General features: G+C 52.0%; 13 protein-coding genes and 1 pseudogene. 5 read left to right on the top strand and 9 right to left on the bottom strand.

The window, feature by feature from the left end:
* Positions 1-64: 64 nt before the first annotated feature.
* On the bottom strand, positions 65-1,504 hold the full coding sequence (gene mgtE, locus DXU84_RS00835) for a magnesium transporter (protein ID WP_015690293.1): 1,440 nt from the start codon (positions 1,502-1,504) through the stop codon (positions 65-67).
* A gap of 9 nt (positions 1,505-1,513) precedes the next feature.
* Positions 1,514-1,732, bottom strand: a complete 219-nt coding sequence (locus DXU84_RS00840) for a YfgG family protein (RefSeq protein WP_013576570.1) — start codon at positions 1,730-1,732, stop codon at positions 1,514-1,516.
* Positions 1,733-2,245: 513 nt separating this feature from the next.
* Between DXU84_RS00840 and DXU84_RS00845 the strand changes: the two genes are divergently transcribed.
* Entirely contained in the window at positions 2,246-4,477 is a 2,232-nt protein-coding gene (locus DXU84_RS00845; protein ID WP_223509225.1) for an EAL domain-containing protein, read from the top strand.
* A gap of 75 nt (positions 4,478-4,552) precedes the next feature.
* On the opposite strand, the gene ppx is transcribed toward DXU84_RS00845, so the two are convergent.
* The 5 genes from ppx to purM form a co-directional block, all read right to left on the bottom strand.
* The gene (gene ppx / locus DXU84_RS00850; protein ID WP_013576567.1) at positions 4,553-6,097 is read right to left on the bottom strand and encodes an exopolyphosphatase; all 1,545 of its coding nucleotides are present in this window, start codon (positions 6,095-6,097) and stop codon (positions 4,553-4,555) included.
* Positions 6,098-6,119: 22 nt separating this feature from the next.
* Positions 6,120-8,189: a polyphosphate kinase 1 gene (gene ppk1, locus DXU84_RS00855; protein ID WP_013576566.1), complete on the bottom strand. Its 2,070-nt coding sequence runs from the start codon at positions 8,187-8,189 to the stop codon at positions 6,120-6,122.
* 309 nt (positions 8,190-8,498) lie between these two features.
* A complete protein-coding gene (gene speG / locus DXU84_RS00860; RefSeq protein WP_013576564.1) occupies positions 8,499-9,074 on the bottom strand; it encodes a spermidine N1-acetyltransferase in 576 nt (191 codons plus the stop codon).
* 220 nt (positions 9,075-9,294) lie between these two features.
* Positions 9,295-9,933 (bottom strand): phosphoribosylglycinamide formyltransferase, encoded by a 639-nt coding sequence (gene purN / locus DXU84_RS00865; protein ID WP_013576563.1) that lies wholly within the window; start codon positions 9,931-9,933, stop codon positions 9,295-9,297.
* 36 nt (positions 9,934-9,969) lie between these two features.
* A complete protein-coding gene (purM, locus tag DXU84_RS00870; RefSeq protein WP_015690292.1) occupies positions 9,970-11,007 on the bottom strand; it encodes a phosphoribosylformylglycinamidine cyclo-ligase in 1,038 nt (345 codons plus the stop codon).
* A gap of 232 nt (positions 11,008-11,239) precedes the next feature.
* Between purM and upp the strand changes: the two genes are divergently transcribed.
* From upp to hda, 3 genes are all read left to right on the top strand, one after another.
* The gene (gene upp / locus DXU84_RS00875) at positions 11,240-11,866 is read left to right on the top strand and encodes a uracil phosphoribosyltransferase (RefSeq protein WP_013576561.1); all 627 of its coding nucleotides are present in this window, start codon (positions 11,240-11,242) and stop codon (positions 11,864-11,866) included.
* A gap of 79 nt (positions 11,867-11,945) precedes the next feature.
* The gene (uraA, locus tag DXU84_RS00880) at positions 11,946-13,238 is read left to right on the top strand and encodes a uracil permease (RefSeq protein ID WP_013576560.1); all 1,293 of its coding nucleotides are present in this window, start codon (positions 11,946-11,948) and stop codon (positions 13,236-13,238) included.
* 176 nt (positions 13,239-13,414) lie between these two features.
* Entirely contained in the window at positions 13,415-14,122 is a 708-nt protein-coding gene (hda, locus tag DXU84_RS00885) for a DnaA inactivator Hda (RefSeq protein WP_013576559.1), read from the top strand.
* 53 nt (positions 14,123-14,175) lie between these two features.
* Here the strand turns inward: hda and arsC are convergent, their stop codons facing one another.
* On the bottom strand, positions 14,176-14,532 hold the full coding sequence (gene arsC, locus DXU84_RS00890) for an arsenate reductase (glutaredoxin) (RefSeq protein ID WP_112151698.1): 357 nt from the start codon (positions 14,530-14,532) through the stop codon (positions 14,176-14,178).
* Between the two features lie 27 nt (positions 14,533-14,559).
* A pseudogene (locus DXU84_RS00895) lies at positions 14,560-15,936 on the bottom strand (M48 family metalloprotease); the annotation flags it as partial.
* A gap of 416 nt (positions 15,937-16,352) precedes the next feature.
* On the opposite strand from DXU84_RS00895, the gene DXU84_RS00900 reads away from it, so the two are divergent.
* Positions 16,353-17,417 carry an AI-2E family transporter gene (locus DXU84_RS00900; protein WP_013576556.1) on the top strand — a complete coding sequence of 355 codons (1,065 nt, stop codon included), beginning with the start codon at positions 16,353-16,355 and terminating at the stop codon, positions 17,415-17,417.
* Positions 17,418-17,420 lie beyond the last annotated feature (3 nt).

Below are 17,420 nucleotides of genomic sequence, written 5' to 3' on the forward strand. Positions count from 1 at the left end.
TAAATTCTACATTACGCTGTAATAGATAACGAATTTTCCGGCCAGAAAGCCGGAATTCATTTCGTTAAAGCAGGAAAATGGTGGCAAGGCCGAGGAAAATGAAGAATCCGCCAGTGTCTGTCAGCGCGGTAATCATCACACTGGATCCGACCGCAGGGTCGCGGCCCAGGCGTACCATGGTGAGGGGGATGACGACACCCATCAGCGCGGCCAGCAGTAAATTTAGCACCATCGCCAGTGTCATCACCGCGCCCATCTCCCAGTTGCCATAGAGCAGCCAGGTGACAATCCCCATTAATCCGCCCCAGACGAGGCCGTTGATCAGTGCCACGCCCAGCTCCCTGAACATCAGGAATTTCAGATTGCCGAGCTGAACATGGTGCAGCGCCAGCCCGCGGACAATCATGGTGATGGTCTGATTGCCGGTATTTCCGCCGATACCGGCGACAATAGGCATCAGCGCGGCCAGCGCAACGAGCTGCGAAATCGTGTGTTCAAACAGGCCGATCACACGGGAAGCCACAAACGCCGTACACAGGTTGATGGCCAGCCACGCCCAGCGGTTACGCACGGCTTTGGTTACCGGCGAGAAAACATCTTCTTCAGGGCTTAAGCCACCCATGCGGCGTAAGTTGCTGTCGGTGTCGTTATTGACGAAATCGACGATTTCTTCCACCGTCAGGCGGCCCATCAGTTTACCTTTTTTATCCACGACGGCAGCGGTGATCAGGTCATAACGTTCGAACGCGCTGGCGGCGTCTTCGGCTTTGTCCTCCGGTTCAAAACTGGTGAGATCGGTGATCATCACGTCGGAAACCAGCGTATGCGGCGCGTTCAATAAAATCGTGGTCAGCGGCAATTCGCCAAGCAGCGTATTTTTCCGGTCAGTAATAAAGACTTTATCGGTTGCCTGCGGAATTGACTTACGTGAGCGGAGAAAGCGCTGAACGGTGCCCAGTGAGACATCCGGGCGAACGGTCAGCAACTCGAAATCCATGATACGGCCAACGCATTCTTTGCTGAATTTCATCACTTCGCGAACTTTCTCTCGCTGGCGGGGATCCAGTGAGGTCAGTACGCGGCCAATCAGGTCGCGGGGCAGATACTCCGCCAGATAAACCTGATCGTCCACATCCAGCAGTGACATGGTTTTGAGCAAATCCTTATCGCTCATTTCTTCGATCAGACTGTCCCAGACGGTTTCTGAGACTTCCACCAGCGCTTTACCGCGTGCAGCGGGTTCGACCAGCCGCCATAGCGCCAGACGCTCACGGATCGGCAGTGCTTCCAGTACGTCCGCAACGTCCGCCGCGTGAAGACTTTGTACCCGCGAGGTCAGCTCGGCGGTGTTGTCCATCAGTTGTGCGCGGGTGACGTCATCAACATCAGGTTCCTCGCCCAGAATACTGTCGGCGAGGTCATCGGTGTTCAGAAGGAGATCGAGGATCCTGCTGCGGCTTTCAGCCAGTTTCTGGCCGTAATTCTTTGGTTTTCCACCAGACATTTGTGATCCTTAGTCCTTTGAGTAACGACAGGTTTTCAGCGTGCCGGTACAGGTTTTTGCCGGAGTCTGTTCCTGTAACTCCACAGTTTGCGTATCGGTCCGGGTTTGTTTTTGATTCTGATGATGTGAATACGCACCGATAGCGGAGTAGACCAGACGCCCGAACAAAATAATGAAGCTTATCGCTAAAACGATTTTCGTCATTCTGATGTTGGTTTTTCGAGACATAATTTAATCGCTTAAGTAAATCGTTGCTCCGGTGAAGGAATGAAGGTGTGCAAATGATAACGTTTACAATATATAACACATCTAAACAGGCAGCCAGATAATCGGATTAAGGGCAAACGCGCGGTTTAAAGGGGTATAAATCCATCAAACCTAAGACTTTTCGTTCTCCTTAAGAAGGATCGCATGAAATTGCCAAAAAAATTTTATTTCATGCATCACGCGATGAATTTGTCTGAGATGAATTTTTGTCAAATCACAAAGATTGTGTTTATTGATATGCATCAAGGGATTTAAGATAAGTCACATTAGAATCCAGCCATATTTTAAAATTTATATCCCGGCCTCCGCTGTATTCTTTTTTCTTCTGCGTTTTTTCTGTGAGATGACGTTTTTACAACGATAATTGAGGACGGAACCTGTGGCCATCGTCATCGGACTGTCTGTCTGATGTCTATTACACCCTGAACCCTTCACTGCAGCATGAAGTTCATGCGCAAAACTTAGATGGACTTGATGCGTAAAAAATTTTCCTGGCAAGACATGCGCCATAAATGGTGGGGCCTTCCTGCGATTTTTGCTCTGGTGCTGATCCCGGTGACCTCGTGGCTTTCTCCGATGATTTCCCTGCCGGATGGCCGTACTTATCTCATTTATATGCCGATGGCGACCTGCGTCGCGTTGCTGATGGTATTTGACTGGGCCGCATTGCCGGGCATCGTCCTGACGCTTTTCCTGCGCTATTACCTGCGGATTGGCTTCGAGATGGGGATGCTGATGACGGTGATTTATTTCGCCGCGCTGTCTCTGGCCTGGCTGGGCTATCGCTGGCAGGCGGGAAGTCGCTGGTCCGCACCGCTCGGTCTGATGAATCTGGCGAAAGCCCGGGTAGGCTGGTTGCTGATTTTCCTGACATTATTCTTAGTCATCGTGCTGCAAATTGTGATTGAAAGCGGATTGCTGCCCGATTATCTCGGCATGGCGACGCGGGACTTTTTCACGCTCAGGACCCTGGTCAATTTACAGGGGATGGTCCTTGGTATTCTGCTTAACTCGCATGTGATTTATCTGGTGATACGCATTATCCGCAAGCCGCATTATTTACGTGTGGTCTGCACGAGGTTGCGTCAGGAAATGGCACCAGGCGTGAAGTTTGCTGAGATTATGCTGTGGTTTGCGGTTCTGGGGGTCATGGTCACGTTGTTGTGCCTGCCGGGGCTGAGTGAACCGTTCATGAAGATTTTACTCAGCGATTACACGCTGACGCTACTGTTTCCGGTATTGCTGTTTGGAGCCTGGCGCTACGGTTATTACTTTATCAGTATCGTCTGGACCGTCACCCTGACTGTGTTATTTGAATTTTATCAGGGGTTTATCTCCGAACACGGCTTTGTTCATAATCTGGTGTTCGTGTCCGCCCTGATGTTGGTCTATACGATGACGTTGTTGCTGATGGCGGCCATCGCCTCACGTCAGCGTCTGCTGATGAAAAAATCCAGCGCCGCCGCATTGCAGGATCCGGTGTTTGGTCTGCCAAACCTGCGTGCCTTCAACCGCGATCTGGCGAGCTATCCGCGCTCCATGCTGTGTTTTATCCGTGTTTCCGATATGGACGTGCTGAGCCGTAACTACGGCATGCAGTTGCGTATCCAGTTTAAACAACAACTGGCCCACGGGCTGAAGCCTTATCTGCAACCGGGTGAGCGGGTTTATCATTTACCGGGTTATGATCTGGTCTTGCGGCTTAACTGCGAAGATTCGGATAAAAAATTGCAGAATTTGCATGACTATCTGGAAGATTTCCGCCTGATCTGGAACGGCTTGCCGCTGCATCCCAATATAGGCTTATCGTACTGTACCGTGTATTCGCCAGTGGAACATCTGCCGATTTTGCTGGGCGAACTGAGCGGTATTGCTGAAGTTTCCCTGACCACCGGGCAGCCGGAATCCAATAAAAACGACCACAGTCAGGTACAACTGGAGATCAGAGAAAAAGTCGACATGCTGCATAAAATTCAGCGGGCACTGGATGACGATCGCTTTGTGCTGATGGCGCAACCCATCTTCGGGGTACGTGGCGACAGTTATCATGAAATCCTGCTGCGTCTGTCTGACAGCGCAGAAGGAACGCTGATCACACCGGATAAATTCCTGCCGGTGGTGCATGAGTTCGGTTTGTCGTATCAGCTGGATATGTGGGTGCTGAAACATACACTGATGTTTATTAATCAGAACCGTGTTCGTTTGCCGAGTCTGCGCTTTGCGGTGAATTTCACGCCCTCGACGCTGTGCCGCCCGACCTTTAGCCGCGATTTTAAAACGCTGATGCTGGAATATGAGGTAGAACCGTTCCAGATCGTGCTGGAAGTAACCGAATCCCATCTGCTGCAGAACATGAAATATGCCGACCTGGCGATGCGGGAATTGCGTTCCTACGGTTGCCGCATTGCGATTGATGACTTCGGTACGGGCTACGCCAGTTACGGTCGTCTGAAGGCTATTCAGGCCGATATCCTGAAAATTGACGGCAGCTTCGTGCGCAATATGCTCACTGATTCGCTGGACGCCTACATTGTGCAGTCAATCTGTCAGGTGGCGCGCATGAAGCATCTGTCGATTGTGGCGGAGTATGTGGAAACTGAAGAACAGAAAATCGCGTTGCACGAGCTGGGTGTGGATTACATGCAGGGTTATCTGGTGGGTAAACCGCAACCGTTAAACAAACTACTGGAATTCCCGAACGTCTGACATTGAGCGATGTCCGGAAAGAAAAAGCCCTCTGCGCTTCAGATGCCAGAGGGCTCTTTTATTGCAGCGAAACGGTTAGTTTTTCACAATACCGTCTTCTTCCTCAAGCATCAGTTTCCAGCCTGTCACGTCATCCCAGTAACTCTGTTCTCTTTCGAAATCCAGCTGAACCAGGTTGTTCTGAGCCAGATATCCGGCCGGGAAACGCAGCGTCCAGTGATTATCATCGGTAGATAACCGCAGGGATTCAGGCGTTGTCGTTGACTGACGCTGATTGTTGAGCAACGCCCCTAAACGCAGAAGCTGGATCAGCGGAATGTAGTGTTTCTTCTTGAACAGATTCAGGCGCGGCAGTTCTTCCAGCTTGATGGCTTTTCGGTGGAAACGGACCAGTGTGGCCAGCAGCGTTTGCTGTTCCTGATTGAAACCCGGCAAGTTGGTATTTTGCAGGATATACGAGGAATGGCGGTGCATGCCGGTGTGGTTAATGCTCAGACCGACTTCATGCAACATGGCGCTGAATTTCAACAGTGATTCCAGCTGTGGCTGCACCAGTTTGGTATTTTGCGCCAGCCACTGGGCATACAATTGCTCAGTGGTATCCAGCACACGGCGCGCCTGTTCACGGTCAATGTTGTAATGCTCAGCCAGACTTTTGGCGGTACGGGTACGGATATCCTGATGACGGAAACGGCCTTCCATTTCATACAGCACACCTTCACGCAGTGCGCCGTCAGAAAGACGCAGCTCTTTGATCGCCAGCGCATCGAACACACCGCGCAGAATGGCAAGCCCCGGCACGAACACCGATTGCCTGTCTTCCGATAAGCCTGGTAAATCCAGGGCACTGAAATGTTTAAAGTTCAGTACCGCTTCGGACAGCATTTCCAGCCGTTCAGGGGTAATTAAGCCGTCTTTTTCGCCCATCGCGACCAGCACTTCGTGCGCCGCTTTAATACTGCCGGAGGCACCCAAAGCATACTGCCAGCCCTGCAGGCGGTACTGCCACGCCAGGGTTTCCAGCTTTTGCGCAGCAGCGAGCTGGGCACGTTTGAAGTTACTGCGGCTGATTTCGCCATTGGGGAAGAACATCTGCGCAAAACTGACACAGCCCATACGGCGGCTTTCGGCCAGCAACGGCTCGAAGTCCTCTCCGATGACCAGTTCTGTTGAACCGCCACCGATATCGACCACCAGCTTGCGGCCTTTTTCAGGCTGCGTATGTTCAACACCCATAAAAATAAGTCGTGCTTCTTCCTGCCCGGAAATAATTTCAATCGGGTAGGGGATGACTTCTTTGGCACGCTTGAGAAATTCCTCGGCGTTCACTGCCTGACGCAGCGTATGTGTACCGACGATAGTGACGTTATTTTCCGGAAAACCCTGCAGGCGTTCGGCGAATAAAGCCAGGCAATCCAGCCCGCGTTGAATGGCTTCTTCACTGAGCACATTTTTACTGTCGAGACCATCGGCCAGATGGACGCGCTGTTTCAGGCGTCCCAGGACCTGCAGCGCGCCGTTAACGACGCGTGCAATGACCATATGGAAACTGTTCGACCCGAGATCAATCGCCGCAATTTCCTGTGGCTTGGCATTCAGTGGGCTGCTTTTAAGGGGCATAGTTGTGTAACGCTCCAGGGGTTCAGGCTTGCTGACTTTGTTGTTCCAGCTCTTTCAGATATTCATAAATCGCCAGTTGCGCACGGACTTTGCGGCGATTTCCGCGTGGAACATACCGGTTGCTCAGTTCTTTATCAATCACTCTGGCTTTTACTGTGTCACTAAACAGCAGCTCAAGGATATCCAGAACGCGCTGTTTCAAACGCGGATCGAGCAGGGCGACGGCCACTTCAATACGATAATCAATATTACGCGTCATCCAGTCGGCTGAAGACAGGAAGACTTTGGAATCGCCGCCATTTTCAAAGACATACACGCGATCGTGTTCCAGATAGCGGTCAATGATGCTGGTAACCTGAATGTTTTCGCTAAAGCCGGGTAAATTCGGCACCAGAGAACACATCCCGCGGATCAGCAGACGGATTTTCACCCCGACGTTAGACGCGACGTAGAGGCGGTCGATCAGCCCTTTATCCACCAGATTATTGATTTTTAGCGTAATTCCGCCTGTTCCGCCCGCCTGAACGTTGGCAATTTCACGGTCGATCAAACGGTAAAGCATGTCACGCGAGTTTTGCGGTGACACCATCAGATGCTCGAACGACACCGGGCGGTAAGGGTTTTCAATAAAGTTGAAGACGCGGCGAACCTCGTTGGTGATCCTCGCATCGGCGGTGAGCAGTGAATAGTCGGTATAAAGGCGCGCCGTTTTCTCGTTAAAGTTACCGGTCCCGATATGAGCATAGCGGACAATCTCGTCGCCTTCGCGTCGGGAAATAAGAAAGAGTTTTGCGTGTATTTTCAGGCCCGGCGCAGAGAAAATAACGTGCACACCGGCTTCAGTCAGACGTTTCGCCCAGTGAATATTGGCTTCTTCATCGAAGCGCGCCTGCAGTTCGACGACAACAGTGACTTTCTTACCGTTGTGCGCGGCGTGGATCATCGATTCGATAATGCGGGAATCTTTCGCCACGCGGTAAATATTGATTTTTATCGACAGCACGTTCGGATCGAACGATGCCTGACGCAACAGTTCCAGTACGTGCTCAAACGTGTGGTACGGATAATACAGCAGCACGTCTTGCTCGCGGATCGCCGCAAAGCCGTTGCGGAATTTATCGAACCACAAATGGCGCAGACGTGGCAGCGGACGGTTGACCAGATTGGCTTTGCCGACGTTCGGGAAGCCGATGAAATCTTTAAAATTGTGATAACGGCCACCGGCAATCACCGAATCATAATTGGAGATGCCAAGTTTACCGCGCAGCAGTTCGACCATTTCATCCGGCATATCGCGCTGATAAACGAAACGTACCGGTTCGGCGGTCAGACGCTGTTTCAGGCTTGATGACATCAGCTCAAGCAGGCTCGATTCCATTTCCGTGACCAGATCATATTCGGCGTCACGGGTCATTTTCATGGAGTACGCGTTCAGTGCATCGTAATCGAAGAAGCCTTTGAAAATATCATCCAGACAATAACGCAGGATGTTATCCAGCAGGATCATCGGCTTACGACGGCGTGGTGCTTCCGGCGGCAGGTTAACGAAACGCGGCACTTTATCGGACGGGATTTCCAGCAGCGCGTAATGGATCTCTTCGCCACGGATAATTTCCACTGCCAGATAGGTGTAATCGTCTTTGAGGAATTGCACCAGATTGGTATCGTGGTTAATCAGAATCGGTGTGATGTACTGGCGCAGCTGATGTTTGAAGTACTGACGCAGCCAGGCTTGCTGGTTTTCAGAAACCTGGCGTTCGTTAATCAGGAAGATCTGATTACGCGCCATTTCCAGAAGCAAATCGTTGTAAAGACTGTCGAATTCCTGATCAATGCGCAGCACCTTCGCCTGAATTTTTTTCAGCAAATGACGGGACGCGCCCAGAAAACCTTGTTCTTCACTGATGAGGATCCGTCGTTTTAAATCGGCAAAACGGACTTTATAAAACTCATCCAGGTTATTGGAGTAGATCCCTAAAAAACGCATCCGTTCGATCAGGGGATTGCTTTTGTCAGCCGCTTCCTGCAACACGCGCTCATTGAAGGACAGCCAGCTTAGTTCTTTCTCAATATAAAGCTTTTCCTGACCCATTTTCACTCCGTTCATTTAGCTTGCAACCTGGCCCATACAGGCAAATTTGCCTGAAAACACCGCAATGTAGCTCAACATATTCTTCGTGTTGCCCGCCTTTTAAGCGGCCAGCGCAGCAGGAAGTCATCTGTGAGAGGGGCCTAGTGTCTACTATCAATATTGCGAAAGATTGACAGGAAAGTCCAACATAACAAGGGATGATTTCAGGAGAGTCTTTAACGGGGAGTCAAAAGAGAGAAAAGTGTTACCGATGAAGGACATTTGCATCCTTCACCGGTCATTATTTTACCGATTTATGTCGCGGTGGAATTAAACCGCGCTGGCGCCAATCAGGGATTCCGGTTTGACCTGAACAGGCTTGGTTTTGTATTTCGCCAGAAACTGCGGCTGGAAAATACACATGCGGATGGCGCTGCGATATTCGCCGTTCACAAAGAATTCCTGTTTCAGTTCACCTTCAAGCTCGAAGCCTAATTTGCTGTAAATGTGGATCGCCTTTTTATTTTCTTTATCCACGATTAAATACAGTTTGTAGAGGTTCAGAACGGAGAAGGCATAATCCATCGCCAGACGGACAGCGTCACCGGCAAAGCCTTTGCCCTGATGCTGCGGATCGATGATGATCTGAAATTCCGCGCGGCGGTGAATATGATTAATTTCCACCAGCTCGACCAGGCCGACCGGTCCGCTTTCGTATTCAATAATAAAGCGGCGTTCGCTTTGGTCGTGAATATGCTTGTGATACAAGTCGGTCAGTTCGACGAAAGCCTCGTAAGGTTCTTCAAACCAGTAACGCATGATGCTGGCGTTATTATCAAGACGATGAACAAACGACAGGTCGTCCTTTTCCAGTGGACGTAATCTGACGCTGTTATGGCTAAACATGGGGTGTTCCTCAACTATAAAAGCCGTTTTATGAGGGTAACCTTCGTAAATATGAAATCGGAAACAACCGTGTTCCCGATGAAGGTCGGCGCACAAACGACGTTTAAACGTGCGCCGGGATGTGCATTATATCGGACGAAATGTAAACAAATGTCAAATGACGGAAAATAAAAAACCGGCGCATGGCCGGTTTATAGTGAAATCATGATGCAGTGGTAGATTAATCTTCTGCATATCCGCGTTCAGAAAGCGGATTGTTATCCAGCAGCGCCTGACCCTTTTGCAGCGACAAACGTCCGTCAACGAACCAGCTGACGACCAGCGGATAAATGCTGTGTTCCTGCGTTTGTATGCGGGCAATCAGCTCTTCTTCTGTATCGTCAGCAAACACCGGGACTTTGGCCTGTAAAATCACCGGACCGCCATCGAGTTCTTCAGTCACAAAATGCACGGACGTACCGTGTTCCGCATCCTGATTTTCAATGGCCTGACGGTGGGTGTGCAGACCCGGATATTTTGGCAGCAGGGAAGGGTGGATGTTGATCATGCGTCCGGCAAAGCGCTGGACGAATTCAGCGGTCAGAATACGCATATAACCGGCAAGTACCACCAGATCAGGCTGGAAAGTGTCAATGGCATCCGCCAGTGCAACGTCAAATTCCGCCCGGTCCCGGTAAGCCTTAACATCCAGTGCATGCGCGGGAATACCGGCTAAACGGGCTCTTTCAAGCCCGTATGCAGCTGCTTTATTGCTGAAGACCGCACTGAGTGTTGCGTTGATTCGTCCCTGCTGGCAGGCATCAATCAGGGCCTGTAGATTGCTCCCCTCGCCCGATACCAGCACCACAATCCTTTTCATTTTGCTACCCGTCTTCAGTCAGTTGATTTACTGGTTTTATTCAATAACCACGCGTTCAGCGGAGTCAGAGGCTTTAATGTAGCCAATTTTCCACGCTTTTTCGCCATTATCGTTCAGTAATGCAATCGCCTGATCGGCCAGTTCTGCCGGAAGTGCCACCAGCATGCCCACACCACAGTTAAAGGTGCGGTACATTTCGTGACGGCTGACATTACCGGCGGTTTGCAGCCAGGTGAAGACATCCGGCCACTGCCAGCTTGATTCGTCGATAATCACCTGCGTGTTGTCCGGCAATACACGTGGGATATTTTCCCAGAAGCCGCCACCGGTCAGATGGACGATGCCGTGAACATCCACGTTTTCGATCAGGTTCAGAATCGATTTCACGTAAATTTTGGTTGGTGCGAGCAGGTGATCGGCCAGCGGTTTGCCTGCCAGATCGGTGGTTTCCGGGTCAGTCTTACTGACTTCCAGAATTTTGCGCACCAGAGAATAACCGTTGGAATGCGGGCCACTGGCGGCCAGGCCGATCAGCACATCCCCGTCAGCCACTTTGCTGCCGTCGATGATTTCTGATTTTTCCACCACACCCACGCAGAAGCCTGCCACGTCGTAATCTTCGCCGTGATACATGCCCGGCATTTCAGCGGTTTCACCACCGACTAACGCACAGCCAGACTGTTTACAGCCTTCTGCGATACCGGTGATTACGCTGGCGGCAGTATCGACGTCCAGTTTGCCGGTGGCGTAATAGTCGAGGAAGAACAGCGGTTCAGCGCCCTGAACGATTAAATCGTTGACGCACATCGCGACCAGATCGATACCGATAGTATCATGGCGTTTCAAATCCATCGCCAGACGCAGCTTGGTGCCAACGCCGTCGGTACCCGAAACCAGTACGGGTTCACGATATTTTTGCGGCAGCGCGCAGAGGGCACCAAAACCGCCCAGTCCACCCATCACTTCAGGGCGGCGAGTCTGTTTTACTACACCTTTAATGCGGTCTACCAATGCGTTACCGGCATCGATATCTACGCCTGCGTCTTTATAGCTGAGAGAGGTTTTGTCGGTCACTGCGAAGTCCCCACGGCGGTTTGGGTTGGTGGTTGAAGAATAAAGCGGGGCAATTCTAACAGTGGAAGCAAACGTTTGCGAGCGCCTTATTCAATGATGAGTTTTAGGCTGTCTATACTCTAACCGGGTTACTGATGATCCAGATCAGGCTATTTGGTATGGCGTTCAAAAAAAATGGCGTTATAATCTCGCGATTTTTTTTTGCAGCTCAACCACCTTAGGAGAATAAATAATGAAGATCGTCGAGGTGAAACACCCGCTGGTGAAACACAAGCTGGGCCTGATGCGTGAAAACGACATCAGCACGAAACGTTTTCGCGAACTGGCTTCTGAGGTGGGAAGTCTGCTGACGTATGAAGCGACTGCTGATTTAGAAACTGAAAAAGTGACGATCGAAGGCTGGAATGGCCCGGTTGAAATCGATCAGATTAAAGGCAAGAAAATTACCGTAGTGCCTATCCTGCGTGCCGGTCTGGGCATGATGGAAGGCGTACTGGAACACGTTCCGAGTGCGCGTATCAGTGTGGTCGGCGTGTACCGTGATGAAGAAACCCTCAAGCCTGTGCCGTATTTTCAGAAACTGGTTTCTAACATTGAAGAACGTCTGGCACTGGTGGTTGATCCGATGCTGGCGACGGGGGGGTCTATGATTGCCACCATCGACCTGCTGAAAAAAGCCGGCTGCCAGAGCATTAAAGTGCTGGTGCTGGTTGCCGCGCCTGAAGGGATCGCCGCTCTCGAAGCCGCACACCCGGACGTTGAGTTGTACACCGCCTCGGTGGATCAGGGACTCAACGATAAAGGCTACATCATCCCGGGGCTCGGCGATGCGGGCGACAAGATATTTGGTACGAAATAAATAAGCGTTTAGCCGACTAATCAGTCGGCTTTTTTTTGCTCGTCATATACAACATCACACCATTGAGAGGATCACATTCATGACCCGTCGTGTCATCGGGGTAAGCGAACGTCCGCCATTGCTGCAGACGATTCCCCTGAGTTTCCAGCATCTGTTTGCCATGTTTGGTGCCACCGTCCTGGTGCCCATTCTGTTTAAGATCAACCCGGCAACGGTGCTGCTGTTCAATGGCATAGGGACTTTGCTGTATTTATTTGTCTGTAAAGGGAAAATACCGGCTTACCTTGGCTCGAGCTTCGCGTTTATTTCCCCGGTGCTGTTGCTGTTACCGATGGGGTATGAGGTGGCGCTCGGTGGTTTTATTGCCTGCGGGCTGTTGTTCTGCCTGGTGGCGCTGATTGTTAAGAAAGCCGGAATTGGCTGGATTAACGTGATATTCCCGCCTGCGGCGATGGGCGCAATCGTTGCCGTCATCGGACTGGAACTGGCGGGCGTGGCGGCGAATATGGCGGGTCTGTTACCTGCCGAGGGCGCGGCGGTGGATTCCACCACCATTACCATTTCGCTGGTGACACTGTCTGTGACCATTCTGGGGTCCGTGCTGTTCCGTGGTTTCCTGGCGATTATCCCGATCCTGATCGGCGTGCTGGTGGGTTATGCACTGTCGTTCTTTATGGGGGTGGTGGATGTCTCAACGATCGAGAATGCGCACTGGTTCGCGCTGCCAACCTTCTATACGCCACGTTTTGAATGGGTCGCCATCCTCACGATCCTGCCTGCGGCGCTGGTGGTTATTGCCGAACACGTCGGGCATCTGGTTGTGACGGCAAACATTGTGAAGAAAGATTTACTGCGTGATCCGGGCCTGCACCGTTCGATGCTGGCAAACGGTTTGTCGACCGTGTTGTCCGGTTTCTTCGGCTCAACGCCAAATACCACGTACGGTGAAAACATCGGCGTCATGGCCATCACCAAGGTATACAGCACCTGGGTTATTGGCGGCGCGGCCATTCTGGCTATTCTGCTTTCCTGTATCGGCAAACTGGCGGCAGCCATCCAGGCTGTGCCGGTACCGGTGATGGGCGGCGTTTCATTGCTGCTTTATGGTGTGATTGGTGCATCCGGTATCCGCGTGCTGATTGAATCGAAAGTGGATTACAATAAAGCACAAAACCTGATCCTGACCGCAGTGATCCTGATCATCGGTGTCAGCGGCGCGAAAATCCACATTGGTGCAGCGGAGCTGAAAGGCATGGCGCTGGCAACGATCGTGGGCATTTTCCTGAGTCTGCTGTTCAAAGTTATCGAGATTTTCCGTGGCGAAGAACAGATCATTGATGTTGAAGATGAGCGGGAAAATCCGCCGGTCTGATCTGCACGTTTTTAAGTGAATCCCTGACCGGCGGGTGTATTGCCAGCCGGTCAGGTGCTCGGATCGCAAGCGGTTGCACCCGGCACAGTTCATTTCACAACGGATCCTTGCTAGAATTCGGCAGTTCCTTTTATTGACGTGACAACATCTGCGGTCATTATACCGCTTTGGTTGAGGTGCTTCTGAATACGCCGGCACAGCTTTCTTTGCCACTTTATCTTCCCGATGATGAAACCTTTGCCAGTTTTTATCCGGGGGAAAACCCCTCTCTGCTTTCTGCCATTCAGAGCGCATTGCATCAGGAACACGGCACTTATATTTATTTCTGGTCACGCGAGGGCGGCGGCCGCAGCCACTTGCTGCATGCAGCCTGCGCCGAATTATCACAGCGCGGTGAAGCCGTCGGTTATGTGCCATTAGACAAACGCGCGTATTTCGTGCCTGAAGTGCTGGACGGTATGGAGCACCTGGCGCTGGTGTGCATCGATAATATCGAAGGCATTGCCGGTGATGATGAATGGGAAGCGGCTGTTTTCCATCTCTATAACCGCATTCTTGAAACCGGCCGTACGCGCCTGTTTATTACCGGCGATCGACCTCCGCGTCAGCTCAATCTCAGCCTGCCGGATCTGGCTTCCCGTCTCGACTGGGGGCAAATCTACAAACTTCAGCCGCTTTCCGATGAAGAAAAACTTCAGGCATTGCAGCTACGCGCTAAACTGCGCGGGTTTGAACTGCCGGAAGACGTGGGCCGTTTCCTGCTCAAACGTCTGGATCGGGAAATGCGTACGTTGTTTATGACCCTGGATCAGCTCGATCGCGCTTCGATTACGGCGCAGCGGAAACTGACGATCCCGTTCGTGAAAGAAATTCTCGGGTTGTGACAGGAAGGGATGTCCGGGTTCGTTAGCACTGAACCCGAACTGAAAGCGCGGGGTTATAGAATCTCTTTGACCTGTTCCGGCGGACGCCCTAAACGCGCTTTGCCGTTGGCCACCACAATCGGACGTTCAATCAGCCGCGGATGATCGGCCATCGCCTGTAACAGCGCGTCCTCGCTCAGACTGGTATCCTTCAGATTCATGTCTTTATAAATCTGCTCACCCTTACGCATCAGTTCACGTGCAGAGCTGAAACCCAGCAGGTCGATCAATTCTTTCAGCTTATCCACTGACGGCTGCGTTTCCAGATACAAAATCACTTGCGGTTCAATGCCTTCTGCTTCCAGCAACTTCAGGGTTTCACGGCTCTTCGAACATGCCGGGTTATGATAGATTGCGACGTCGTGTTGCATAAAATTCCCTCCATTTTGGCACTGAAATCAGCCTTTCTGATACTGACGGAATCGCTGCTGCAACTGACGAAGCTGGTCGATTCGTGCGTCATAACGGGCCTGTTCCAGACTGCCTAATTTTTGTAATGCGCTGGCATTGCTCAGCATTTCAATCGCCTGATCCAGACGTCCGACTAATGCCACGCTTTCCGCACGGGCAGCCAGTTCCTGCGCACGTAAACCCTGGGCGGCAGCGGCCTGAGACAACAAATCCCAACCATTCGGATCACCCGGATAATTGAAAGTATAGCGGTTGAGGATTTTCATGGCATTGGCCGGTTTCGCGCCTTCGAGATAAGCATTGGCCAGATTGAGTTGCAGCACGGCGTTGGCACTGCTGGCCGCACCGGCCTGCTCCAGACGCGCTATCGCCTGCGGCGCACGTTTGCTGTCGATATCATTATCGGTGGCTAAATCGAGTAACCATTCGTTGCCCGGATTCTGAGCCAGCAGCGGTTCAAGGATCGTCCGCGCCTGATCGTATTTTTTGGCTTTATAAAATTGCAGTGCATGGCCGTATTTTGCCGCCAGTTGCTCGCGGATATTGCCATTGCTCAGTTTCAGCAGATAGTCGTCACTCAGCGGGAAGCTCTCTGAACCGTACATCCCCAATATGCGTACTTTCGCCAGGGTATAATCTTGTGAAGATTGCACAATCGGGTGCGGCATCTGGTTGGCGCGGTTACGGATATCGGCCAGACGGCTGTCGGGCAACGGGTGCGTCAGCAACATTTCCGGCGGACGGGTTGAGTAGCTCGCCTGATCTGCCAGTTTTTGCAGGAAGGCGGGCATCGCCTGCGGATCAAACCCCGAACGCTGTAAGACCTGAATGCCGATACGGTCGGCTTCCTGCTCATTGCCCTGCGTGAAGCTGATCATGCCTTGCTGCGTGCCTGCTAGTGTACCGGTCAGCGCCGCCATGCCCATTTGCGGACTGGCCATCGCCAGTAGAATTGACCCCAGCGCCCCCACCCAGGTGAGCGGCGCGTTACGTTGCTGGTCTTCCATCGCACGCGCCAGATGGCGCTGGGTCACGTGGGAAATTTCGTGCGCCATGACCGACGCCAGCTGGCTTTCGTTATCGGTATAACGGAACAGTGATGAGTGAAGCACCACATTGCCGCCAAAGAAGGCAAAGGCGTTCAGCTCATCGTTATTGACGATGAAAAAATGGAATGGCGTGCGGACGGAATAGGCATGCGCCACCAGCCGTTGCCCCAGTTCGTTGATGTACTGATTGAGCAGCGGATCGTTAATCAGCGGCGTGCTGGCGCGCATCTGACGGACATAAAAATCGCCCATCTGTAATTCCTGATTAATACTGAGTGTACCGCCTGCAGTCGTGCCGATGTCCGGTAATTGGTCGCTCACCGGCGGGGCTAACGGCGAGTTAGGGCTTTTTACGGGGCTCACGGGGGTTGACCAGAATGAACTGTCATCCGCACCGGCGGGCGGTATGGAACCCGCCAGCAGGCTGCCCAGACACAGGGCAATCACCCTTTTTTTCAACCGCATGACCATAAACATTTGCTTCCCAATAAGTTAACCGCGATACCGATGAGCTTTGCGAGCCTTTCTTCTGCGGACAGTCAGTCAGACCATTATTTTCTTGCGCTTTTCTCTGCGCTGGTCTCTATAGTAGCTATCCGCGTGAGAGTTTAAAACACTCCGAAGCTACAGTCGTGTGACAACGAATTTTTTAAATAGTTACTTGTGTCTGAGCGCGCAGGGAACGAACAGCGCGTAGATGCCAGACCCGAAATTACAGGAGCGTTTTCTTAATGTTGGATATGTTATTACAGTGGTATCGCCGTCGCTTTACCGACCCGCAGGCTATCGCGCTGCTGGCGATTCTGGTCGCAGGATTCTGCATCCTCTATTTTCTCAATGGTATCCTTGCGCCGCTTCTGGTGGCGATCGTACTCGCCTATTTGCTGGAATGGCCGACGGTGCGTCTGCAACATGTCGGGCTTTCCCGCACGCTGTCGGTCAGCGTGGTGCTGATTATTTTTGCCGGTATTTTGCTGCTCGGTATGTTTGTCATTGCCCCGGTGACCTGGCAGCAGGGGGTGAACCTGATGACCGATTTACCGAGCATGCTGAACCGCTTTTATGATTTCGCCGCAACATTGCCGAAGCGTTATCCGGCGCTGGTGGATGCGGGCATCATCGATATGATGGCGGAAAACATGCGCAGCAAATTATCCGGGCTGGGTGAGTCAGTAGTGAAATATTCACTGGCCTCGCTGGTCGGTTTACTGACGCTGGCAATTTATCTGATTCTGGTGCCGATGATGGTGTTCTTTCTGCTCAAAGATAAAGAGCAGATGCTGAGTGCCGTGCGTCGCGTTCTGCCCCGCGATCGCGGGCTGGCCGGACAGGTTTGGGTGGAGATGAATCAGCAGGTCACCAACTATATTCGCGGCAAAGTGCTCGAAATGATTATCGTCGGAGTGGCCACGTATCTGGTGTTCTGGGTGATGGATTTGCATTATTCGCTGCTGCTGGCGGTGCTGGTCGGCGTATCCGTTCTGATCCCGTATATCGGCGCGATGCTGGTGACCATTCCGGTGGTGATTGTCGCGATGTTCCAGTGGGGGCTGGGCGCGGATTTCTGGACGCTTTTCGTCGCCTATCTGGTGGTGCAGGGGCTGGACGGTAATGTGATCGTGCCGCTGCTGTTCTCCGAGGCCGTGAACCTGCATCCGCTGGTGATTATTCTTTCTGTCGTGGTGTTTGGCGGTCTGTGGGGATTCTGGGGGGTGTTCTTTGCCATACCGCTGGCGACGCTGGTCAAAGCCGTGGTTCACGTCTGGCCGGATGAATCACTCAACGAAACGGTCTGATTT

The organism is Rahnella sp. RcJ3 (genome assembly GCF_009498575.1).
GTDB lineage: Bacteria > Pseudomonadota > Gammaproteobacteria > Enterobacterales > Enterobacteriaceae > Rahnella > Rahnella aceris.

Bases quoted from the DNA above. Each gene is read 5' to 3' on its own strand.
- mgtE (WP_015690293.1), bottom strand. From the start codon at position 1,504: ATGTCTGGTGGAAAACCAAAGAATTACGGCCAGAAACTGGCTGAAAGC.
- DXU84_RS00840 (WP_013576570.1), bottom strand. From the start codon at position 1,732: ATGTCTCGAAAAACCAACATCAGAATGACGAAAATCGTTTTAGCGATA.
- DXU84_RS00845 (WP_223509225.1), top strand. From the start codon at position 2,246: ATGCGTAAAAAATTTTCCTGGCAAGACATGCGCCATAAATGGTGGGGC.
- ppx (WP_013576567.1), bottom strand. From the start codon at position 6,097: ATGCCCCTTAAAAGCAGCCCACTGAATGCCAAGCCACAGGAAATTGCG.
- ppk1 (WP_013576566.1), bottom strand. From the start codon at position 8,189: ATGGGTCAGGAAAAGCTTTATATTGAGAAAGAACTAAGCTGGCTGTCC.
- speG (WP_013576564.1), bottom strand. From the start codon at position 9,074: ATGTTTAGCCATAACAGCGTCAGATTACGTCCACTGGAAAAGGACGAC.
- purN (WP_013576563.1), bottom strand. From the start codon at position 9,933: ATGAAAAGGATTGTGGTGCTGGTATCGGGCGAGGGGAGCAATCTACAG.
- upp (WP_013576561.1), top strand. From the start codon at position 11,240: ATGAAGATCGTCGAGGTGAAACACCCGCTGGTGAAACACAAGCTGGGC.
- uraA (WP_013576560.1), top strand. From the start codon at position 11,946: ATGACCCGTCGTGTCATCGGGGTAAGCGAACGTCCGCCATTGCTGCAG.
- arsC (WP_112151698.1), bottom strand. From the start codon at position 14,532: ATGCAACACGACGTCGCAATCTATCATAACCCGGCATGTTCGAAGAGC.
- DXU84_RS00900 (WP_013576556.1), top strand. From the start codon at position 16,353: ATGTTGGATATGTTATTACAGTGGTATCGCCGTCGCTTTACCGACCCG.